The 22,170-nt window shown below is 38.8% G+C and carries 18 protein-coding genes and 1 pseudogene; 7 read left to right on the top strand and 12 right to left on the bottom strand.

The features are described from left to right. Positions 1-88 precede the first annotated feature (88 nt). Complete coding sequence (locus tag ACTJIV_RS01670) at positions 89-469, top strand: group III truncated hemoglobin (RefSeq protein WP_440625217.1); 381 nt, start codon at positions 89-91, stop codon at positions 467-469. Between the two features lie 38 nt (positions 470-507). Here ACTJIV_RS01670 and ACTJIV_RS01665 read toward each other — a convergent pair whose 3' ends face one another. The 10 genes and pseudogenes from ACTJIV_RS01665 to hflX all read right to left on the bottom strand — a co-directional run bounded on the left by ACTJIV_RS01665 (position 508) and on the right by hflX (position 10,694). Then, on the bottom strand, positions 508-1,578 hold the full coding sequence (locus tag ACTJIV_RS01665; protein ID WP_111954221.1) for a calcium:proton antiporter: 1,071 nt from the start codon (positions 1,576-1,578) through the stop codon (positions 508-510). Positions 1,579-1,754: 176 nt separating this feature from the next. Further along, positions 1,755-2,093 (bottom strand): DUF6122 family protein, encoded by a 339-nt coding sequence (locus tag ACTJIV_RS01660; RefSeq protein ID WP_440625215.1) that lies wholly within the window; start codon positions 2,091-2,093, stop codon positions 1,755-1,757. 35 nt (positions 2,094-2,128) lie between these two features. Next, a complete protein-coding gene (locus ACTJIV_RS01655) occupies positions 2,129-3,364 on the bottom strand; it encodes a hypothetical protein (protein ID WP_440625213.1) in 1,236 nt (411 codons plus the stop codon). Beyond that, on the bottom strand, positions 3,365-5,308 hold the full coding sequence (locus ACTJIV_RS01650; RefSeq protein ID WP_336377909.1) for a hypothetical protein: 1,944 nt from the start codon (positions 5,306-5,308) through the stop codon (positions 3,365-3,367). 94 nt (positions 5,309-5,402) lie between these two features. Further along, positions 5,403-6,071 carry a hypothetical protein gene (locus ACTJIV_RS01645; protein ID WP_440625211.1) on the bottom strand — a complete coding sequence of 223 codons (669 nt, stop codon included), beginning with the start codon at positions 6,069-6,071 and terminating at the stop codon, positions 5,403-5,405. 85 nt (positions 6,072-6,156) lie between these two features. Beyond that, the gene (locus ACTJIV_RS01640; RefSeq protein ID WP_440625209.1) at positions 6,157-6,876 is read right to left on the bottom strand and encodes a DNA alkylation repair protein; all 720 of its coding nucleotides are present in this window, start codon (positions 6,874-6,876) and stop codon (positions 6,157-6,159) included. After that, a complete protein-coding gene (locus tag ACTJIV_RS01635) occupies positions 6,873-7,517 on the bottom strand; it encodes a DUF4919 domain-containing protein (RefSeq protein ID WP_223557995.1) in 645 nt (214 codons plus the stop codon). The genes ACTJIV_RS01640 and ACTJIV_RS01635 overlap by 4 nt, the downstream gene beginning before the upstream one ends. A 22-nt stretch (positions 7,518-7,539) precedes the next feature. Next, on the bottom strand, positions 7,540-8,823 hold the full coding sequence (locus tag ACTJIV_RS01630; protein WP_440625797.1) for a cation:proton antiporter: 1,284 nt from the start codon (positions 8,821-8,823) through the stop codon (positions 7,540-7,542). A 120-nt stretch (positions 8,824-8,943) separates the two neighbouring features. Next, positions 8,944-9,468 (bottom strand): annotated as a pseudogene (locus ACTJIV_RS01625) (DUF4919 domain-containing protein); the annotation flags it as partial. Further along, entirely contained in the window at positions 9,468-10,694 is a 1,227-nt protein-coding gene (hflX, locus tag ACTJIV_RS01620) for a GTPase HflX (protein ID WP_111954410.1), read from the bottom strand. The pseudogene ACTJIV_RS01625 and the gene hflX, both read right to left, overlap by 1 nt. A gap of 202 nt (positions 10,695-10,896) precedes the next feature. On the opposite strand from hflX, the gene ACTJIV_RS01615 reads away from it, so the two are divergent. From ACTJIV_RS01615 to ACTJIV_RS01600, 4 genes are all read left to right on the top strand, one after another. Then, a complete protein-coding gene (locus ACTJIV_RS01615; RefSeq protein ID WP_111954203.1) occupies positions 10,897-11,604 on the top strand; it encodes a LytR/AlgR family response regulator transcription factor in 708 nt (235 codons plus the stop codon). Between the two features lie 161 nt (positions 11,605-11,765). Further along, positions 11,766-12,248, top strand: a complete 483-nt coding sequence (locus tag ACTJIV_RS01610) for a T9SS type A sorting domain-containing protein (RefSeq protein ID WP_111954201.1) — start codon at positions 11,766-11,768, stop codon at positions 12,246-12,248. Positions 12,249-12,251: 3 nt separating this feature from the next. After that, positions 12,252-14,801 (top strand): beta strand repeat-containing protein, encoded by a 2,550-nt coding sequence (locus tag ACTJIV_RS01605; protein ID WP_440625206.1) that lies wholly within the window; start codon positions 12,252-12,254, stop codon positions 14,799-14,801. 6 nt (positions 14,802-14,807) lie between these two features. Beyond that, positions 14,808-15,233 (top strand): hypothetical protein, encoded by a 426-nt coding sequence (locus tag ACTJIV_RS01600; RefSeq protein WP_440625204.1) that lies wholly within the window; start codon positions 14,808-14,810, stop codon positions 15,231-15,233. 115 nt (positions 15,234-15,348) lie between these two features. On the opposite strand, the gene ACTJIV_RS01595 is transcribed toward ACTJIV_RS01600, so the two are convergent. Beyond that, complete coding sequence (locus ACTJIV_RS01595) at positions 15,349-15,783, bottom strand: META domain-containing protein (RefSeq protein ID WP_440625202.1); 435 nt, start codon at positions 15,781-15,783, stop codon at positions 15,349-15,351. Positions 15,784-15,869: 86 nt separating this feature from the next. Here ACTJIV_RS01595 and ACTJIV_RS01590 point away from each other — a divergent pair, with 86 nt between their 5' ends. Together ACTJIV_RS01590 and ACTJIV_RS01585 are read left to right on the top strand one after the other, a co-directional pair. After that, positions 15,870-18,080 carry a S46 family peptidase gene (locus tag ACTJIV_RS01590; protein ID WP_111954408.1) on the top strand — a complete coding sequence of 737 codons (2,211 nt, stop codon included), beginning with the start codon at positions 15,870-15,872 and terminating at the stop codon, positions 18,078-18,080. Between the two features lie 73 nt (positions 18,081-18,153). After that, on the top strand, positions 18,154-18,630 hold the full coding sequence (locus tag ACTJIV_RS01585) for a DUF1905 domain-containing protein (protein ID WP_440625200.1): 477 nt from the start codon (positions 18,154-18,156) through the stop codon (positions 18,628-18,630). Positions 18,631-18,673: 43 nt separating this feature from the next. On the opposite strand, the gene ACTJIV_RS01580 is transcribed toward ACTJIV_RS01585, so the two are convergent. Next, entirely contained in the window at positions 18,674-21,775 is a 3,102-nt protein-coding gene (locus tag ACTJIV_RS01580) for an amino acid adenylation domain-containing protein (RefSeq protein ID WP_440625198.1), read from the bottom strand. Positions 21,776-22,170: the final 395 nt, after the last annotated feature.

Genomic DNA, 22,170 nt, shown 5'->3' with positions numbered 1-22,170 from the left:
TTACCATGCAAAGATAAAATATTGTTTTCATGAAATTTATCAAGCTGCTGATTGATTTTTTAATTTGATTTTGCAGTACATTTGAACTATGAAAAAACTGGAATCAAGAGAGGATATTGAGCATCTTGTCAATTCATTTTATGCCAAAGTCGTTAAAGATGAAACGATTGGTTTTTTCTTTAATGATGTAGCCAAAGTAGACTGGGACAAGCACCTTCCGAAAATGTATTCATTCTGGGAGTCTATTCTTTTTGGACAGATGAGCTATAAAGGAAATCCTATGGCTGTTCATTTTCCAATCAATGAAATTCAGTCTATGGAGCAGAGACACTTTGATCAGTGGCTGAAGCTTTGGAGAGAGACCATTGAAGAGAATTTTGCCGGGGAAAATGCAGATATGGCCATTTACAAATCTGAAAATATCGCCAGGCTGATGGCTTATAAAATGGAACTCGCCAGGAGACTGTGACACGGTCGAGAGTCAGAGCGTTTGGTGGTGAAAATTGATTATGGGACGATAACCGTAAAAATATAGGCTGCGAGATTCACCAATAAAACAGTTCCGTACAGAATATTCGTTTTTCCACGGCTTAAGGAAAGCATTACAATAAATACGGATAAGGACAGCAGGATGATATCCTTTTTATCGAGCCCCAATACCAACGGGATGTCATAGACGATACAAACGGTAGATACAGCCGGAATTGTTAAGCCAATACTTGCCAAAGCAGATCCTAATGCCAAATTTAAGCTGGACTGTATTTGATTGCTTCTTGCCGCACGTATGGCAGCCACTCCCTCAGGAAGAAGTACAACCCCTGCAATAATTACCCCTACCAAAGATTTCGGAGCGCCGATACTTTGTACCATTCCTTCGATGGTTCCGGAAAGCCCTTTGGCCATCAACACAACAATTACCAGACAAACTACCAAAAAAACAAAGCTTATAAGTGTCTTTTTCAACGACGGAATATAATGTTCTTCCGGATGCTCATCAGGAACAATAAAATAGCTTCTGTGGCGTACGGTCTGTACCATCAGGAAAATTCCGTAGATCACGAGACAGGCAATGGAAATAAAAATAAGTTGTGCTTCGTTGTAGAAAGGTCCGTTGACACTTGAGGTAAAGTTGGGAAGGACAAGGGTAAGAACAAGAATTGAAACAATACTTACCAGATAGGTCGTAGCTGAAGTTCTTGCAAAAAACTGTTCATGATATTTTACGCCGCCTATAAGGATACAAATCCCCAGAATTCCGTTAAGAATAATCATTACGGCAGCAAAAACGGTATCTCTGGCCAGCGTGATCGCCTGATCTCCACCGGCGACCATCAGCGAGATGATGAGCGCAACTTCAATAATAGTGATACAGAGTGCCAGAATAATTGTTCCAAAAGGTTCTCCTACTTTATGAGCCACCACTTCTGCGTGATGTACTGCGGATAAGACACTTCCGGTAAGCAGGATTCCTGCAAGAACATCATATAAAATTCCGGTTCCCATCAGTCCGGAAAAGTAATACCCTACAGCAAGGACAGGGAAAATATACGTATAATGTAAAAATTCTTTCAATCTCATAAAGTGTCTACAAAATACAAAAAATCTATGAAATTTGAAATATCAAAAGAAAATATTAATCATATTTTAATCTAATACGTAAGAAGTCTGAAGTTGGAAGCGCGAAGTTATTGAGGTCAAAAAGGATGACCACTACCTCCTTAACTTCCAGCCTCTCTCTTCCACTTTCCTTCCTCTTAGTGCATCCAAAGGTTAAAATCCAGAAAATCTGTCAGCATATGAAATAAAAGACCTATGCCCACAATTCTGATATTACCTTTAAAAAAGAGCAGCAAAAAATACACCGCAATAGCATAATAGGAATGTAAAATGTGAAAACCTATACTATTTCTTGACGGATCAAAAACAGGATTGGCAAAAATATGGTCCAGATCTACGAGCATGGTAGCCAACATAATAAGATAAGCTTTCTTCCAGTTTTTGCGGAAAAAGATAAGGGCTATAAAAACCGGAAAAATCAAATGTAAAAAGTAGTGTGTGAATGTTTTAAGTAATACAGTGTCAGATAAAGTCATTAATAATCAGTCGGTTTTTTAGGATTATAGATTCTTTACCATCTTAAAATTAATGGTAGCTCTGCCTTCTTCGCTTTGATTTTCAGCCAATAGTCGTTTGCTTTATTCCCGTAAAAAATATAGTCTATATCAGAAAGTATTTTTTTTTCTGCTGGTGAGAAAATACTTAATGAAGAGATCAGCATCGGACTGTTTCTGACGAAGATATAGTTTTCTTTGAGCTTTGGGGATAACACGATCGGTTTTCTGGTAGATTTTATGATAAAATCTCCTTCACTTCTCTCTATCTGATTAGGCTGAAAAGGGATCGCAGTGAATTGATCCTGGGCATTGAGCCATTTTTGATGCTGAAAATATGTCCATGTACTTTCAGGAGAAGAACTTTGAAGATTGATCACATAATTAGGCTGAATAATTTTCTGAAAGGTCTTTTTCTCTATTTCATTAAAATTATCGTCGTAGCCGTAGCTGATGATGGTATCATTCACCTGCTCGAGATCAGCAGTTGCTTTAAAATAACTGATTTGGGCAGAATCCGCGATCGTTTTATCAAAAAGACGAGCGTAATTCTTCACATTACGGCCATCCAGCTCTATCTCTAAAAAATGATTTTTCTTCTGAAGATCTTCCACAATGGAAGCTAAAGATCCGGTTTCCGATGTGTTTTTTATTTCAATTTCATCGGATTTTAATTCAATGGAAAAATTCTGAATTGTTTTTCCTGAAATGAAAGAAACACTTCCTAAAGCATTATTGATCAACTGATCTGCATTCAGTGTCCTTTTTTCGGAGGAATGAAGCTGCTTGCTAATATTTTCAAAACCTGAAGCGGAACTTCCTATGAATCCGTTTTCGCCTTCTATTCTTACAAAAATCTGATCTTTTTGAAAGACGTTTTTTCCTTTGCTGATAAACTGATGATTCTTTAAATAAGTCAAGAATTTTTGTGGGTCTTTTAATTCAACCACACTGTACCATTCTGAGAATCTGGTGCCTTTGAGGTGGAAAATCTGCAAAAAATCCGGGGTTTTGATTCCTGAATCCTTTAATGAAATCGTTTTTTTATCTTTCTTTTTACTCTCTTTCCATTTTGAGGGATGGGCAATGAAGCTTGAAATATATTGTCCTGTTAAACTTTTTACATCGATCAAAACAACGACATCTGCATTTTCAGGAACAAATTTTAATGTTTTGTTTTTATAGAAAAATACAAAGTAGAGCGCAGCAGCGAGTAAAAAGGTTAACGGGACAATAATTCTTTTCTTCTTCATTTATAATATTTGAGGCTTTTTTTCTTCTTCATTCATTTTAAAGATCTCATCGAACAGGTCAAAGAAGTACATTAAGCTGTTTTCTGAAGAATTTTTAATATTGTAGTCTATTTCCGTTTCTACGCTTTCTCCTTTCACTTCTGTTTTATAATACATTTCACCCACATTTTTTCTAAAAAGATCTAATGATTTTCTTTCCGAAGGAGTTTTAAATTCTTTTTCCAAACCAATTAAAAGTTTCTGAACATCCAATCTTCCGGATAAAGGATATTTGGAAGAATCTTTTGCCCATTGCTTTGAGGTATCGGACTGGCCTTGAGGGGTAAGATTTTCTGTAGAGCTTGTAAGATAAACAATACCCTCTTTTACAACGAAGTACAGCTGATCCATATATCCGTCGCCTTTCTCATCCTTAAAAGAGTATATATTTCCGGTTTTTGAGAATTTCTTAGACAAATGCTTATTGGTGGACAATACGTTAAAAACACGGTTCCAATAGCCTTCGTTTTCTGTTGCAAAAGCAAAGGTAAAATTGGGAACAGCCACTTCTTTGGTTTTCTTTACTTCTTTTTCATTGTAATCATCATCATATTCGTAATCGGTATAGTCTACTTTTTTGGACTTTAATTCATTCAGAACAAAGATTCCGTTTCCTGGGGCTATTTTAGTGATAGCTTCTTCATCCAGAACAATTTTCATGGTTTCCATCATCAGCTCCATTTCTTTTTTATATTCGCCGTCTCCCGTGTCCTGAAGAAGGTCATACATCATATCGAAAGACTTGGCTCCGTTGACGTTAATCACATAGTAACCAATGCTTTTTTCGTTGATCAGTGCTGCCAGCTTTTTGTTTTTCTTTCCTTTATAAACAGAGGAAATGGTTTTCTGTATTTCCGGATTTTTATGCTGATAATTATTGACAAGCTTTACTTTATCTTTGTCAAAATACAAATTGTAATAGGAGTTTGAATCGTATGCATTTCTTAAAAACTGCCCAAATTTAAAACGCTCCATCATTTTTCCATAAACCCCATCATTGACCATTCTTCCGTAATCTGTATAAACATAGGCATCGGAATTAGGATCTCTGAACGTAAGCATGGCTTTCGGAACTTCAATTTCTAAGTTTGAGCTGAAGTATTGGTCGAAACGCTCTTCCGCAATTTTCTTTACAATTTTGAAGTTTTCAATACGCACAGAATCCAGTTCTTTCTGGTATGCCGAATCTATTTCAGCTTCTGCATATTCCTCTTCTTTTGGATACACTTCGGCTTCCCCTTCAGAATGCTGGGTATCTACGTTTTCCTTTGGATATTTGTGATTCTTTTCCAGGTACTTGATATCTTTCTGAATTCTGGTAATTTCCTTGTTATTCTCCCTGATATTGTCTTTTAAATATTTAATATCTTGTTTCAGACTTATTATTTCTTCCTTATAATCGAAAGGCTTTTCCGGTTCTATGGTATAAGCGCTGTCCACAGCAACAGCCACACTGTCTGCAGCGGTTGCAGCACTATCTAGTACAATACTAGAAGACCAGGTATCTTTATACGGTTTGGTATAGTTTACCATACTCAAAACAGCACGGTCATTATTCCAGGCAACAAAAATATGATCATCTACATCCACATAAGAATAATTCTTTTTCTTTGAGATCTCCAATCCTTTTTTCTTGGTAGAATTGATGAATTCCTGGAACTTTTCTTTGTTATCTACAATAAAATGTGTGGTATACGTCTGTATCGAATCATTAAAACTGGCATAATGATATTGGGTAGCATCATATTTAATGCCCGTCTTGGAATAATCATTCCACGAAGATTTTTCTTTACTTTTTTTGCTTAATTCATGTAATAAAGGATTAAGCTTTTGCCAGTTGATTTTCTGGTTCAGCTGTTTCCCGTTGATTTCCATATAAAATACAGCATCAGTAGGAAGTTTCATGCTTTTTTGCGAAAAAAGGAGCATAAAACCAAAAAGTACGAAAGTGATTATTTGTGTTTTTAATAATAGAGATTTCATGGTTGAGTGTTAATATTTATTGAAATGATATCGTGTTTTGTAATTGTTTTTTTTGAAAGATCAGATCTAAAATATCCGCTTCCAATTTTACTGCTTTCTTATTCGGAGCCAATAGATATGCGCTGTTCGTCTGGGATTTTACGGTATTTTCAAACTGCATTACAGAGGTATATCTGGCATTATTGAAGATTTCTTTATCTGCCTTTCCCATTTTGTCATAGTCCTCCTTGAAAGTATTGACTTTGTTTCTGGTCAATAATTTTTTCTGAAGATTCTGACTGTAAATTTGGGTAGGAATCATTTTACCAAGGATATTTTTGGCTTTCAGCTGTTCCAGCCCTGCATTGATATTTTCAATCTTTTTAAAATTACAGCTCAGCTTGATGATGTAGTTATCAAAATCCATTGAAGTTTTTACATTGCTGATTCCTGGAGTTGCTTTAAAAATTCTGGCCGCTTCATTGATTTTATTTTCAATTTCACCTTTTTTAGGAACTTTTTTTCCGTTAATTGTCTCCATTTTAGAAATGGAAGCCAGCCTTGTTTTGCTTTTGCTGGCATTCAGAATAATGGTATACTCTCCTGTTCCGTCGGCTTTGACATTCACTTTATCCAAAATATCAAAACAACTTGTCAGCAATAATAAAGGAAAAAGCAGTAAAAAAAGCTTCAGAAAATTTTTCATAATTGAGTTTTAAAACACAAAACTACTTAATTCCGTTTGAAAATACTTTATGGACTCTGTTATTTCACTGAAAACAGCCATTTTTTCAAATTCTGCCTTTCAAATAATCCTGTCTTACTTCCTCATCCAACTTTTCAATGGCATATCTCAGACAGGTTCTCGGCATTTTCTGATAATGCTTATTCAGGAAGCTGATGAGCTCTATTTCATTTTTCTGACCCATTTCTCTAAGCAACCATCCGTTTGCCTTATGCATCAGGTCATGAGTATGTTTAAGGTTTTTGGTCACAAATTCTTTAGTCAATTCAAAAGAACCCTTTTTCACATAATGCATTGTACCTACTACAGCAATTCTCTTATGCCACATTTCTTCAGAATCCGAAAGATTTCTCAACAGTTCTTCCTTTCCGTTTTCAAAAGCATATCTCCCTAAAATTTTGTAGCAGCTTGAATCCACCAGATCCCAGTTATTGACATGCGGAAGATGATCCAGATAAAACTGGACAATTTCTTCTTTCACAGTCTTATCCTTTGTTTTTTCAAATTTAGAGATCAGCATGAAGAGTGCAGTTAGCCTGTGCTCATGATATTTTGAAGATAACAGAACACTGAGATCCTGCAGGCTTATCTTTGAGTAATATTCTTTAGCAACAGATCTCTGATCCGGAACTTGCACGCCTAAAAACAGGTCTCCTTCTCCATATTCTCCTTTTCCTGTTTTGAAGAACTTCGGAAAGAATTCTGCTTTTTCGGGAATAGACAAAACAGCTAATGCTTCTTCTATTTCTTTGATTATTCCTTTCATCTAAATCCCCCTACAAGTTTTACAAATATTTTTTTAGACCCCATTGAATAAACAGTAAGCATGCTTCCATCCGGCAAAAACTTCATATTCTGTTTAAAATCTGCAGCAGTTCCATAGCCAATCAAATTATCAATTTGGGCAATAACATCGCCAGCCCAGATCACACAGATAGGAGAATCTTCTGAACTTCCGTCTCCGCTTCTGTTAATGGTATTAATTATAGCATTATATTGGGTTACAGCCAGTTCATTTCTGGCCTTATCATCTAAAGAATCGTAGATATGTGCCATATTGCTCAATATCGCTTTATTCAACGGGTCTTTTGCATAGGCAGCCTCGGCTTTAGCCAGGATTTTCTGTGCTTTACTTTTTGAAGGTTTCTTTTCTGCAATTTTCCAGATTTTTTTGTAATCATTATTATAATCTGACATTTCATGACCGGAGCTCATAAAACGACTCCCGTAATAAAGCAAATTCATCTGTTGCTGGGTAAGGCTTTCCGGATCCTTTTTGAAGGTCTCCAAATAAGTATTGTATTGCTGAGGGTTCTCTGTAACATCCTTTTTAATTTCCTCAACATTGACCTGAGAAAAGTATAAACCAAAGCACAGAATAAAAATAATTTGAAATAATTTATTCATCTCAATTCGTGTTTTTAATTAATTAAGCATGCTCATCTGTCACAATACCCTGCGCTTCCTCTTCTTTTGCAATGGCTTTCGGATTGGCTACTTTTGCAATGGTAAGTCCCTGAACGATAATCGAGAACACAACTACACAGTAAGTGATACTTAATATAATTTCGCTGTATTCGCTTTTTGGAATAGACATGGCTAATGCTATGGAAACTCCACCCCGGATTCCTCCCCAGACGAGAACTTTTACCGTTTGCGGACTAAATCTTGTTCGCAGGGACATAAATTTCGTAGGTACCCAGATCGAAATGAAACGGGCAATTAAAACGACTGCAATCGCCAGTAAGCCAGGAACCATAAAGTGCTTTAAATCCTTGATCATCAGTAGTTCAAAACCGATGAACAGGAATAGAACAGCATTAAGAATTTCGTCGATCAGCTCCCAGAATTTGATGAGGTAATCCTGGGTAATGGATTTCATTTTGAACCTTACATTAAAATTACCCATGAATAAACCTGCGGCAACCATCGTCAGAGGTCCGGAAATATGCATCTGTCTTGCAACAAGATAACCTCCCATTACTACGGAAAGCGTTACCAGAACAGAAATAATATAGTCGTCCACCTCACGCATCAGCCTGGAAGTGATCCACCCCAGCAAAACACCAAGCAGAATTCCTCCGCCGGCTTCTTTCATCAGAAGTAATCCTATACTTTCAACACCCAGATCCACTTCTTTCCCGATGGCAAGCTGCATAACGACTGTAAACACCACTACGGCCATACCATCATTGAAAAGAGATTCTCCAGCCACTTTTGTTTCCAGTGATTTAGACACATTGGCCTGTTTCAGAATACTTAAAACAGCCACCGGATCGGTAGGCGAAATAAGCGCTCCAAAAAGCAGACAGAAGATAAACGGAAGCTGAATCCCTAAAAAAGGCAGCAGGTAAAACATTCCGAACCCTACTACAAATGTGGAAATAACCACTCCGGCCGTAGAAAATATCAGGACCGGCCTGAACTGCTCCTTGAGATCATTGATATTGATATGGATCCCTCCCGCAAAGAGAAGGAAATTAAGCATTGCGCCCATCAGAACTTCTGTAAAGTCTATACTGTTCATTAACTTATTAAGATGCCCAAAAGTTCTCGGAAGCACTGTTTCTCCAAACATTACCAGAAAAATAGAAACTACGATGGCAATGACCATAATCCCGATGGTGCTGGGAAGCTTCAGAAATCTGTAATTGAGATAGGCAAAAATTGATGCTAATACTATTAAGGCTGAAAATGAATAATATAACTCCACTAAAGTGTTTTTTTTAATAAGGTCTGAATAAAGTATTTTAATATAGAGCTTGCGCCCGTCTTTTTCCCAGATATCAAATGTTCCGTCTTTGGCCGGCTGTGATGCTCTTGTATAGTCTTTTCCGATATTCAGAATATTAAGCAGGATATATTCATCTCCTACAGAGTTGACTAAATAGGCTGTTTTTTCAGAGGTCCCGTTACCGGAATTTTTTATCCCTCCGGTAAGCAACCTGAACTGGCTCAGATGATGTACAAAATTATTTCCGTCTTTCCGGAAATCATAAGCTCTCAGAAGAACCAGAAGTATATCCAGATTGGTAGGATCTTTACCGTAGAGGACTTTGCCCAGCCTGATGCATTCATCGAAATTACTTTGTTTAAAAGCATCTGTAAGACTCTTGAAACTTTCATCACTCGATGAAAGTTTATCATCCCTGAAATTTCGACCGTAATAAAGATACTGGGCTTCAATACTGTCCAGGGATTTAGGATATCCTTTGTATTTAAAAATCAGCTTTTCATAATTGTATGGAGAATCCGGATTTTTAAGATTCTTTTCAATATTTTTCAAATCAATTTCTGATTTCTGGCTGAAACCAAAAACAGAAAAGAAAATCAATAACAGGAAAAAGTGATATTTCATTAATCGTTGTTTTCTTCTTCCTCATCGTTGTCAAAATACTCGAAAAGGAAATCATTGTATGGGAATCTGGAGATATGGATCTTCATCACCTCATCGTAGATCATTTTCTTCATTTCCGGGAAATTTTCTTTCGTCAACGCAGAAATAAATACTGTCGGATACTTAGATTTAGCCATCCATGTTTTTTTCCACTCCTCCAGAGAAACATTCTTTTTTGTAGACGGCGTAAGATCATCCTCATCTTTTTTATCGTAACTGAAGTCATCAATTTTATTAAAGACCATGATCATAGGCTTCTGATGGGCATTGATCTCCATTAACGTCTGATTAACAGATTCTACCTGATCTTCAAAGCTTTCATGGGAAATATCTACCACATGAATAAGCAGATCTGCTTCACGCACCTCATCCAGCGTAGATTTAAAAGATTCCACAAGCTGCGTAGGAAGCTTTCTGATGAATCCTACCGTATCGGTAAGCAAAAACGGTAAATTACCAATAACCACCTTTCTTACCGTTGTGTCTAAGGTTGCAAACAATTTATTTTCTGCAAAAACCTCAGATTTGGAAAGCGCATTCATCAGCGTAGATTTTCCAACATTGGTATATCCCACCAAAGCAGCACGTACCACCTTTCCGCGGTTGTTACGCTGGGTAGCCATTTGCCTGTCGATGGTTTTCAGTTTATCTTTTAACAAGGAAATCCTGTCGCGGATGATACGGCGGTCAGTTTCAATCTCCGTTTCCCCGGGACCTCTCATCCCGATTCCTCCTTTCTGACGTTCAAGGTGAGTCCACATTCTTGTCAGACGTGGTAGAAGATATTGATATTGTGCCAATTCTACTTGTGTTCTTGCGTAGGAAGTCTGTGCTCTCTGTGCAAAAATATCAAGGATAAGGTTGGTTCTGTCAAGAATTTTCACCTCTATTTCTCTTTCGAGATTTTTAAGCTGGGAAGGAGACAATTCATCATCGAAAATAATGGTTCCTATCTCGTTCTCTTTTACATATTCTTTTATTTCCTGTGCTTTTCCGCTTCCAATAAAGGTTTTAGAATCCGGTTGAGTTAATTTTTGAGTAAAACGTTTTTGAACCGTTGCACCTGCTGTGAAGGCTAAAAACTCAAGTTCATCCATATATTCCGTTAGCTTATCTTCATCCTGATTTTGGGTAATAACCCCCACCAAAACTGCTCTCTCGTAATTATGTTGTTTCTTATCTAGCATTAATTTCTGTCTATGTTTATGATTTTACAAGATACCAATTTCAGGAAAAAAAACAAAATCATTTTTTAAATTTCCTTCTTTTTTAATGTTAATTTAAGTTTATAATATCATTCATTTGTAAAAAATTAATACCTTTATAACGCTGATTTGTAATTAATAATCCATTAAAATTACAAATATTGTAAAAACTAACACCAAGATCATGAATTCCCATATTAAATGTATGATTATTGATGATGATGAACTGGACAGACTGGTTCTCCAGCATCATGTCAGGCAGTACGATAATATAGAGATTGTTGCGTCTTTTAATTCGACGGAAAAGGCAGTTCCCCATCTGGAATTCCCAATCGACCTGTTGATCTGCGAAACTAGGCTTAGCGGAATGAGCGGATTGGAATTCAGGAAACTGGCCTATAAGATTCCCGTCTGCATCTTCGTAAGTTCCCAACCGGAGCTGGCAGCAGAAGCATTTGAAATTGATGCCCTGGATTTTGTAACAAAGCCCCTTAAAGCAGAACGTTTCCAGCATTCCATAGAAAAAGTTTTCAATTTTTTTGAAATGAAAAAAAAATGCGAATGCTTCGATGCTATTCTCGGTGAAAACTGTATTAAGATAAAAGAAAACGGTAACATTTCTCAAGTCAGACTTACCGATATTCTTTACCTCGAAGCTTTAAAAGACTATACCCGGCTTGTTACGCATGAAAAGAAACACTGTGTTCTAGATTCCCTGGGAAACCTCCTTCATAATAGCTTCTTCGATTCTTTTATAAGAATCCATCGCAGCTATGCCGTACCTCGTCATTTCATCCGCGGAAAAAACAGCCATGAAATAGAACTGATCCATCAGATCAGGCTTCCCATAGGCAGAACTTACAAAGAAAGTCTGTCCTTCCTTAACCATTAACGACTGAATACCAACATTTTTACTATAAAATGCCGTTGGTCGATTTTTTTGACCGTTAGTCTATTTTCCTTCAATCCGGTTGCGATATGTGGTAATTTAGTGTTCACAAATTTTCTCTTGAAAACTTGGATAACCAATTAATAACCACAAAAATATTTAACATGAAAAGAACATCTATTCACTGCTTCTTTCTCATTCTGTTCACCTTTTCCGTCAGTATTTTGAGTGCCCAATCGGCAGTTCTGGCCACAGGAACAAATGCATCAGGAGGCAACGGCTCGGTTTCTTACAGTGTCGGTCAGATAGCTTATATGTACAAGGGAGCAGGCTCTCAGGTGTTGGAAGGCGTACAGCAGGCTTATGAAATCACGACACTTTCTGCCAGCGAAACCACAACAAAGCAAGAAGGCATTTTACTCTATCCGAATCCTACCAGAGATTATCTGTACATAGATTTTTCTTCTGTTCCGTATAAGGGATCGGAGTATCAGCTGTTCGACGCTCAGGGCAAACTGATCATAAAGGACGTGATCTCACAGCCAAAGTCCGAACTTAATCTTTCTTCTCTTCCTTCTGCGGTTTACATTATCAGAATCAATCAGAATGGAGAAAATTTAAAAACCTTTAAAGTCATAAAAAAATAAGCCATGAAAAAAATATTACTTTCTCTGGGGATCATGCTCGGCCTCTTTTTAGGGCATGCCCAGGCTCCGGAAAAAATGAGCTACCAGGCCATTATGAGAAACGGATCCGGTCAGCTGCTGATCAATCAAAGCATTGCTGTTAAAGTAAGTGTACTGCAGGGCTCTCCTGCCGGAACACTGGTCTATTCCGAAAGACTGACCGGAAACACAAACGCCAATGGACTTATCAGCATGGAAATAGGGACAGGAACCGTGCTTTCGGGAACTTTTTCTACCATAGACTGGCCAACGGGGAACTATTATCTGAAAACAGAAACCGATCCCGCCGGAGGTACCAATTACACGATAACAGGAACAAGCCAGCTATTAAGCGTACCTTATGCTATGTACGCTAAGTCTGCTGGCGGAACAGGCGGAAGTTTCACAATTCCTTATACCAATACAATAAATAATGCATCTACTCTATTTTCGCTGATCAATGACGGAGACGGAACTTCCGTGGAAGGCATCAACAATACAACTACTTCCAGCATTGCTTCAGTTCGGGGTATTGTAAACAACGTGGCACCAGGCGGATTTTCCAGTGGTGTCCGGGGTATCAACAATGGAACCGGAGGGCTCGGAGTTGGTGTCTGGGGAAGTCAGAATGGAAGCGGCTGGGGAGTTTACGGTGTTACGCCTAACGGATTAGGGGTCTATGGAAATGCAAGTGCCAACGGAACCGGAGTATATGCCAACAGTAATACAGGAACCGGGCTTACAGCAACCAGTAATAACGGAATCCCTGCAAGTATATCAATATTCAACAATGCCAATAATAACAACGCCCTCAATGTTTCTAGTGTCGGAAACGGAACAGTGGTGAATGTAACCACTACCGGAAACGGGGCCGGAGTACGCAGTTCTACAGGGGCCGGATTCGCGTTGCACGGCATTACAAGTGCACAGACCTCTGCAGGTATAATAGGTGATAATAACGGAGCCGGTGAAGCGGTAGTCGGCAGGACAACCAGTGATATTGCCGGGGCTGTAGTAGGACGTAATGATGGTGGAGGTTATGGTGTAAGGGGTTTTGTTGCGACCAACACAACCGGAACGGCTGTCGGAGTTTTAGGACAGGTAGGATTAAACAACAGTAAAGGACGTGCAGGACGTTTTGAAAATTTTAATGCCACCAACGAAATCAATAATGTATTTGAGGTAGAAACCAACGGTAATGGAAATATTCCGGATAATACCCAGGGTAATGCAGCTTCTTTCTTAGTTGATAATACAAACAGTGTAGGAGCGGCAGTAAGGGGTGAAGTGAATACTATTTTCGGAAACTTTGGTGCTGCAGGTATTTTTGGGGTTTCCTCAGGAACAGGAGGACGTGCAGGATTATTTTATGCGTCAAATCCTGCAGGAAACGGCGCTGCATTAATTGCTTTAACTGATGGAAACGGAAATGCCATCACCGCCAACGCGGGTAAGGACGGAAACGGTGTTGAAACCAATATTGATGGAGCCGGAAACGCTCTGTATGCATGGGTTCCAACTTTTTCAACCGGGCGTGCAGGAAGATTTAACATCTTTAATGATGCCAATACAAGCGATGTAATAACGGTAACCACAGTAGGTAATGGTACTGCTGGAAATTTTAAAGTAGACAAGGTAACGGGTACCTCTCCCGCCGTGAAAGGGGAAGTAAATTCGCAGTTTGCTAATTTCGGAACTGCCGGTATTTATGGTATTTCTTCAGGTACCGGAGGGTATGGAGGTTTATTTTATTCCTCTAACGCAGGCGGCAGTGGGCCGGCTTTATTGGCAATCACAGAAGGCAGCGGGAATGGTATTACCGCCAATGCCGGAGGTACAGGCGATGGTGTGGAAGCATCATGTGATGGAAATGGCAATGCAATTTCAGGCTTTATTCCTAATTTTGGTACAGGTAAAGCGGGAAGATTCGCCAACTTTAATAATGCCAACGGGCAGCCGGTGGTTCATGTAACGACAACTGGTACCGGATCTACCCTGCTTGTCAACCATCAGGGGCCGTCGGGAAATCTTTCTGTATTCCAAAGTGCCTCAGTAAACGTAGCCCGTATCGATAAAACCGGAAAAGGTTTTTTTAATGGTGGTACCCAAAGTAGTGGTGCAGACGTTGCCGAAGTCTTTGATGTGGAAGGGAGTATTTCTGAGTATGAAACCGGGGATATTCTTGTAATTTCTACAGATACGGACCGAACCGTTGAAAGATCTTCTAAGCCTTATTCTACGCTTGTAGCAGGAGTATATGCGACAAAACCGGGAGTACTTCTTACTGAAGAACATATTGATTCTGACATTTCCGGTAAAGTACCAATGGGTGTGATTGGAGTTATTCCGACCAAAGTATGTCTGGAAGGCGGAAAAATTAAAAGAGGTGATCTTTTGGTAACGTCATCAAAATCCGGAACAGCCATGAAGGCCAACCCTAAAAAGGTAAAAATAGGACAGGTGATCGGAAAGGCTCTCCAGGATTACAATCAGAATGAAACAGGAAAAATCCAGATATTGGTTAATATTAAATAAATTATCATGAAATTACTATATATCACTGCATTTTTAGCATTAAGCGTATCCGTTTATGCTCAGGAAAATAAGAAAGCTTCTGAATCTGAAGATCAGGCCCAGATTGTGAAACAGCTCAGAGAACGGGAAGCCCAGCTGGCAAAAGTGTCCCAGGAAAATGCTCCTAAAAAGCAAAACGTATCCGTATTGGCTTCAGAACAGGGTCTTGAAGCGAAAAGCCAGGAAGTAAAATCCCAGCCATCCAATTCAAACAATACTTCGGGGAAATTACTACCTAACACGGCCACTTTAGCAGAAATAAAAGCCTCTATTCCCAACAGGCAGGCATCCCGAACCAGTACCGTGAATTCCAGGAACACAAATAGTAATGTCATAGGTCTGCCCAATACGGCGACCTTAGAAGAAATAAAGAAAACAATCCCAAAAAACTGATAACCCATAACCAGATTTCAAGCAAAAGTCCGCTCCAGCGCGGACTTTTTATATTTCAGATCTATGGTTTATTTAAAATCTTCAAAATTTAAGTTTGATCACTCAAACCATATTCTTAATCCCAATCTGCGGCCAAAAATTTCATAGAGTTTCCATTGTCATCGGATAAAGTAAGGAAATGCCCTTCTATGGAATAATTGGTCATTTTATCAAATTTCTGGATAAAAGCGTTTTCCAGTTCCATATTCTGACAGGCCTTCAATGTGCTCCCTACTCCTGAGATCTTCACTTTTCCATTGGTTTTAAATTCTGCAGTAAAGAACATGCTGTTGCACCCCATATTGGCTCCTCCTTTTATTTTTCCTTTTTCCATTATGCCTGTGAGGTTGATCTCTGCCTTATTTCTGACTAATTCCTCTTTAGAAAATTGATCAAAAGAAATGAGCATCCACTGTCTTTGAAGGCTCGGATTTTTTTGCGGGACTGAAGAGCAGCTGACCACAGCTCCTAATAGCAAAACGGCAAAAAATGATACAAGTATTTTTTTCATGGGGATTATCCTTCCATTTTCATACCATTCCGGGACAGAATATCGTAAAAATTAGTAAATTAGCGACACAAAAATTATTTTATAAAATGAAAAGACTATTTCTACTGTTCACTTTCTTATTGGGCTTTGCTCAGATGAGGGCGGATGAGGGGATGTGGCTGTTAATGCTCATCAAAAGACTTAACGGGGTCGACATGCAAAAAGAGGGACTGCATTTGACACCTGAAGAAATTTATTCAGTAAACAATTCAAGCTTAAAGGATGCTATCGTAAGCTTCGGGGGTTTTTGTACCGGGGAAATTGTTTCTGACAAAGGACTTATTTTCACTAACCACCACTGTGGTTATGGTGCCGTAGCTGCCGCTTCTACTCCGGAGAAAGATTATCTTAAAAACGGATTCTGGGCTATGAAGCAGAAGGACGAATTTAATGCAAAAGATCTTTATGTAAGGTTTTTAGTTAGAATGGATGATGCTACGCAGAGAATCACTTCCAAGCTAAACAACAATATGACCGGAGCAGAAAGAAAAGCAGTTATTGATGCTGAAACAAAAGCAATCCAGACTGAAAACTCTGAAAACGGAAAATATACAGTAGTGGTAAGAGATTTCTTCAATGGAAATGAATTCTACTATTTCGTATACCAGGATTATAAAGATATCAGATTGGTAGGTGCACCACCTTCATCATTGGGTAAATTCGGAGGTGATACAGATAACTGGGAATGGCCAAGACATACTGCTGACTTCACGGTATTCAGAGTATACGGGGATGCAGCAGGTAACCCTGCAGAATTTGCACCAAGCAATGTTCCTTTGAAGCCTAAGCACTTCCTTCCTGTTTCTCTTAAAGGGATCAAGCCTGGAGATTTCTCTATGATCTTAGGATATCCTGGAAGAACCAACCGTTACCTTACATCTTACGGAATTCAGCAGATGGTAAACAAAGACTATCCGGCTTGGGTAGAAGCTTCCAAACTTGCTATGGATGTTATGAAAAAGTATATGGACAAGGATAAGGCGACTCAGCTTAACTATGCGTCTCAATATGCTTCTGTAGCCAACTACTGGAAAAACAGACAGGGAACTATTGATGCGGTAGATAAAAACGGAACGATAGCCGACAAACAAAAGATTGAGGATACTTACAGAAAATGGTCTGCATTGCCAGGAAACGCAGAATATGATGGTATTTTAGAAGATATCGGCGCTTATTACAAGCAGGTCTCCGACAGAAATGTTGAAAGAAACTACGCTTCTCAGTTCTCAAGAAATGCAAAATATATCACTCTTGCTTTACAGGTAGGATCTGTTCTTAAAGCTTATTCTGCTCAGGATATGCAAGGAAGATTAGCGATGAAAGCTAAAACCGAAACTGCAATCAAAGAAGCTTATGAAAACTTCAATCCTTCTCTGGAGGGAGAAATGCTAGCTTCTATGGCTGGACTTTACCAATCAAGAGTGACCAATAAAGAGGTGGCATCTGCTACTATTTTAGGATTGGATTCTAAGACTCTTTCTAATGTAGCCTATTCTTCAATTTTTGCCAATAAGACTTCTGCTACGAATTTCTTATTAAACCCAGATGCATTGAAACTTGATGCTGATCCGCTTTGGAAAATCGCGAACGGAATTGTTGCTGACCAGAAAATGAGCATGGAGAAGTATTCTAAAGTTGACGATAACTTCAACAAGAACAACCGTCTATTCTTAGCTGGATTAATGAAGGCTATGCCTGAGAAAAAATTCTATCCTGATGCTAACTCTACCATGAGATTAACTTACGGAACAGTAGATAAACTTCCTGTAAGAAATGACAGAAACTACTTTGGAGTTACTGACAACTATTATACTGATATGACCGGTCTTGTAGGAAAATACAAGAAAGGTGATGAAGAATTCGATCTTCCTCAAAGAGTGATCGACCTTTATAATCTTAAGGATTTCGGACAGTATGCTGATGCTGCTGGATATATGCCTGTAAACTTCCTTTCTAACAATGATATTACAGGTGGTAACTCAGGTTCTCCTGTTATTGATGGAGACGGAAACCTTATCGGTATTGCATTCGATGGAAACAGCGAAGCATTAAGCGGTGATATTGTATTTGAACAGGACTGGCAGAAAACAATTAACGTAGACGTACGTTTTGTTCTTTGGACAATCGACAAATATGCAGGAGCAAGAAGACTGATCGATGAATTAAAGCTTGTAAGAGGAGAAAATACACCTCCTGATACGAAGTCTAAAAATTCAGGAACTACTCAAATGCCTAAGAAAACAAAAAAGGTAAAATAATCTTTTTCTGATAAATTTTTAAAACCGTGAATTTGCGTTCACGGTTTTTTTTATTTTTGAATTTTAAATACCTATGATGAAAAAAGAAATAGAATTTACCGGAATTATAAAACAGAATGGTAATCTGAATGCTGCTTTTGTAGAGTTTCCTTTTTCTACGGAAGACCTGTTCGGTAAAAAAGGACAGGTAAAGATCAAAGCCCTATTTGACAATAAGGTCGAATACCGTGGAAGCCTTGCTAAAATGAAATCTGACTGTCATATTTTAGGCCTAACACAGGAAATCCGAAAGAAGTTGGGGAAAACATTTGGCGATGAGATTGTTGTAAGCCTTCTTGAAGATCAGGAGGAAAGAATTGTTGAAATTGCAAATGACATCGCCGTTGTTTTTAATGAAAATCCCGATGCAAAGAACCTGTTCGACAAAATGAGCTATACTCACCGGAAAGAATACATCCGCTGGATAGAGGAAGCGAAGAAGCCTGAAACCAGAGAAACCAGAAAGATCAGGATGATTGAAATGATTTTGAGTGGAAAAAAGGGCATATAAATAAAGCCGGGCATACATCCCGGCCCTATTATTTCAAAGATTTCTACACCGGAATTCCTAAATATTTGAGATAAGCATCCAGCATCTTCTTATCAAATGCAGGCTCCTCAATACCAGATCCTTCCAAAAACTGAATAACATTGGAACAGTCCCAGACATAGGTGTTCTGATATAATTCCACCGTGGAAAGCCCTTCATGCATATTATCTTTAAAGAGGCTGGTAAGTGGATACAAACGGTTCCGGCTGTCATCTTCCCACTGCTTTCTCCATTCTTTGTAGGGAAGACCTTCAAGAGTAAGCGGATAATACTTCTTCAGGAGTCCAAAGAAACTTTCCAGGGTAAGATTGGTTTCCGGTCTTGCGATCAGGTTAAACTTTTTACCGATCGCCTCTTTACTTTTTGTGATATGGGCCATAGATTTGGTCATATAGTCTACTGTGATCAGTCCTTCTCTTAGTTCAGTGAGCAAAGGATAAGATTTAAATTCAACACAGTTTTTCACAAGACCTGACCACCACTGGTAAGGAGCACTGGCACCCGTTTCGCTGTGGCACATGGCATAGCCAAGACGGTAGGTAATTAAAGGAAGACCTTCTTTAGCGGCAAGATCTGCAACCGCCTCCATTACCCATTTGCTTCTTACATACCCGATATCTTTACTTACAGACATTAGGTTCTGAGCAATATCATCGCTTTCCATCATCACGGTTTTCCCGGTAAAAACATGTCCCCAACTGTAGACCGAAATAGTGGATAGCAGGGCAAGACACTTAGTTCTTTCGGCACCGGCAAGTTTTATGATTTCTCTTAACCCTTCTACGTTCGGAGCTTTCATGTAAGAATAAGGTTCTATAAAATTAACGGAGCTGCCAGAGTGGTAAATAAGATCCAGTATTCCTGCAAGTTTTTTGAACTGGTCTTCAGAAAACCCTAATAACGGAAGGGACAGATCTCCTATTACAGGTATGATTCTCGGCTTTTGCTCTTCTTTTCTATCGATATGATACTGTTTATAGCAGCTGTCAATTTTTTCCATTGCATGAAATTCATCCTGAGCCCTTACCAGACAGTAAATATCTGCTGATGTGGTATCCAAAAGTTCCTGAAGCAAATGTATACCGACAAATCCGGTAACCCCGGTCAGAAATATGGTTTTAGGATTTTCCAGTTGTTTAGGATCGAAACCGCCTGCAAAAACAGTTTCCGGAGCCAGGTAAACATCCTGCTGAAGGGCTATATAAGGCTCTACATCTTCTTTCGGAATGGCTTCACGGGTTTCATTGGCTCTGGTGATCAATTCATTGGCAAGCTGCCTAAGGACCGGAAACTGGTAAATATCTCTCATATAAACCTTGGTATCCAATCTTGAATTCAGGGCGGTTGCAACTATAGCGACAAGGAGTGAATTTCCACCAATATCAAAGAAATTATCTGTCATATTAATCACCGGTCGTTCGAGTTCTTCAGCCCAGATATCTGCTATAATTCTTTCGGTTTCATTGGTAGGAGGTTCTGTAGAAATCAGTTCTTTTGCCTCTTTATCTGCGAGTTCTTTTAACAAATTGGCATCTGTTTTTCCGTTGGCCGTGAGTGGTATTTTATCAACATTGATGATCTGAGCCGGAATCATATAACCGGGCAGCTCTTCTTTCAGCTGTTGTCTTACCCATGCAGCGTCTGCTTTTGCACCGGGCTTTACTATGACAAAGGCTACAATATATTTATTATTTCCATGATCTTTTGTAATGACTGCTGCTTCCTGTATTCCTTCCAAACGGGCAAGGCAGCGTTCAATTTCGCCCAATTCCACACGGAAGCCCCTAATTTTCACCTGATTGTCTATTCTTCCTAAAAATTCAATATCTCCATCTGACTTCCAGCGGGCAAGATCACCGGTACGGTATAGCTTTTCGTTCTCCCTGAATGGGCTGTTAATGAATTTTGAAGATGTGAGCTCTTCATTATTAAGATAACCCTTAGCCAAAAGATTTCCTCCTATATGTAGCTCTCCTACGGCTCCTACTGGCAAAAGTTCGCTGTTTTCTCCTAAAATGTAAGCTTGTGCATTGGCTATTGGCCTTCCTATTGAAGAAACATATTGCCCATTCATATCTTTAACTTTTTTGAAAGTGGCATAAACCGTGCATTCGGTAGGACCGTAATAATCAATTAACTCATAACTTAATTCGCTGGTAAGTACAGGCTTAAGTTTTTCTCCTCCTGTGAAAAGATATTTAAGGTCAAGGTCATTATACTTTCGTGTTTCTTCAACAACGGAAGGAGCAAGAACAGAAGGGACAAATCCATGGGTAATGCTGTTTCTACGGTAAAAATTCACAAGCTCTGAAGCTTCTACTCTATCTTCATTGCCGGCAATATACAATACGGCACCGGCAATAAGCGCTGACCAAGTTTCCCATACGGAGATGTCGAATGCTAATCCGGCAACAAGGGTTAGGTGTGATGTGTCATCAACATGAAAGTACTGGTTGTGCCATGTAACCAAATGTTGAATACTATGGTGAGAAATCATGACCCCTTTAGGGTTGCCTGTTGATCCGGATGTATAGATGGTATAGGCTAATGCATCCTGAGATATAGTAAGATCAGGCAGTTCAGCAGGTAAATGAGACAGGCTTTCTGCATTATCCAGATAAAAAATTTCAGCGTTAATTCCTTTTACCAGTGAATTTCCCCGCTGAGTATCTGTAATAAGTATTCCCGCTGAGGTATCTGCAAGGATGTATTCTACACGTTTTACAGGATAAGCAGGATCAATAGGCACATAAGCTGCTCCTGTCTTCAAAATGCCCAAAATGGCAACCAGCCACTCGAGAGAACGGTCCAGCCATACGGGGACAAACATTCCTTCTTGTATTCCTTTCTCTAACAGCACATTGGCAAGTTGGTTGCTTTTCTGATCGAGCTCACGGTAACTGATCCTGCTGTCCTGATAAACAGCAGCCAGATTTTCGGGATGAAGGAGTGCCTGGTTGTTGAAAAGAGAGACCAGTGTTTCTTCTTTATGATAGTCCCAATTTGTTTTGTTGAAATCGTTGAGAAGTCTTTCTCTGTCTTCAGAGGATAAAAGGATCGGTACACCAGCGGGCTGCCCCGACGGCGTTGATAGTGTATTCGGCATATTAGTTTTTGTTTTGTTTGGTGATAATAGTTTCAGATGAACTGCATTATGGCAGAGCTTTAGGCCTGTATAAAACAGCCTAGTACATATTAGCTGCAAAAAATGCTATACATTCTTTGCCTATCGTTAGTCAGAATTGATTGACTTAAATCCGGTTTATTAATTTCTATTTCATAATGCAATATTTTTAAAAATTTGGTAATCAAATTTAACATAATATTTGAGATAAAGAAATAAATAATCATAAACTTTCTCCAAACAGTGATTTAAGTATTACAATACATGATTTAAGCCAAAAATCTAGTAAAATCAGGTCAAGAAAACAGGAGAAATAGCATTTTCCTGATCAACAAAAATGGAGGAAACATTCAATAAGCCAGAATGTATTTTACGAA

This window comes from Chryseobacterium sp. 22532 (assembly GCF_052044665.1).
In the GTDB taxonomy this organism is placed as follows: Bacteria; Bacteroidota; Bacteroidia; order Flavobacteriales; family Weeksellaceae; genus Chryseobacterium; species Chryseobacterium lathyri.
This window is presented reverse-complemented; position numbering and strand designations above follow the sequence as displayed.

Coding starts and splice junctions, on each gene's coding strand:
- ACTJIV_RS01610 (WP_111954201.1), top strand. CDS start 11,766: ATGAAAAGAACATCTATTCACTGCTTCTTTCTCATTCTGTTCACCTTT.
- ACTJIV_RS01635 (WP_223557995.1), bottom strand. CDS start 7,517: ATGAATAAATTATTTCAAATTATTTTTATTCTGTGCTTTGGTTTATAC.
- ACTJIV_RS01590 (WP_111954408.1), top strand. CDS start 15,870: ATGAAAAGACTATTTCTACTGTTCACTTTCTTATTGGGCTTTGCTCAG.
- hflX (WP_111954410.1), bottom strand. CDS start 10,694: ATGCTAGATAAGAAACAACATAATTACGAGAGAGCAGTTTTGGTGGGG.
- ACTJIV_RS01640 (WP_440625209.1), bottom strand. CDS start 6,876: ATGAAAGGAATAATCAAAGAAATAGAAGAAGCATTAGCTGTTTTGTCT.
- ACTJIV_RS01585 (WP_440625200.1), top strand. CDS start 18,154: ATGATGAAAAAAGAAATAGAATTTACCGGAATTATAAAACAGAATGGT.
- ACTJIV_RS01615 (WP_111954203.1), top strand. CDS start 10,897: ATGAATTCCCATATTAAATGTATGATTATTGATGATGATGAACTGGAC.
- ACTJIV_RS01580 (WP_440625198.1), bottom strand. CDS start 21,775: ATGCCGAATACACTATCAACGCCGTCGGGGCAGCCCGCTGGTGTACCG.
- ACTJIV_RS01595 (WP_440625202.1), bottom strand. CDS start 15,783: ATGAAAAAAATACTTGTATCATTTTTTGCCGTTTTGCTATTAGGAGCT.
- ACTJIV_RS01605 (WP_440625206.1), top strand. CDS start 12,252: ATGAAAAAAATATTACTTTCTCTGGGGATCATGCTCGGCCTCTTTTTA.
- ACTJIV_RS01660 (WP_440625215.1), bottom strand. CDS start 2,093: ATGACTTTATCTGACACTGTATTACTTAAAACATTCACACACTACTTT.
- ACTJIV_RS01650 (WP_336377909.1), bottom strand. CDS start 5,308: ATGAAACTTCCTACTGATGCTGTATTTTATATGGAAATCAACGGGAAA.
- ACTJIV_RS01600 (WP_440625204.1), top strand. CDS start 14,808: ATGAAATTACTATATATCACTGCATTTTTAGCATTAAGCGTATCCGTT.
- ACTJIV_RS01665 (WP_111954221.1), bottom strand. CDS start 1,578: ATGAGATTGAAAGAATTTTTACATTATACGTATATTTTCCCTGTCCTT.
- ACTJIV_RS01645 (WP_440625211.1), bottom strand. CDS start 6,071: ATGAAAAATTTTCTGAAGCTTTTTTTACTGCTTTTTCCTTTATTATTG.
- ACTJIV_RS01655 (WP_440625213.1), bottom strand. CDS start 3,364: ATGAAGAAGAAAAGAATTATTGTCCCGTTAACCTTTTTACTCGCTGCT.
- ACTJIV_RS01670 (WP_440625217.1), top strand. CDS start 89: ATGAAAAAACTGGAATCAAGAGAGGATATTGAGCATCTTGTCAATTCA.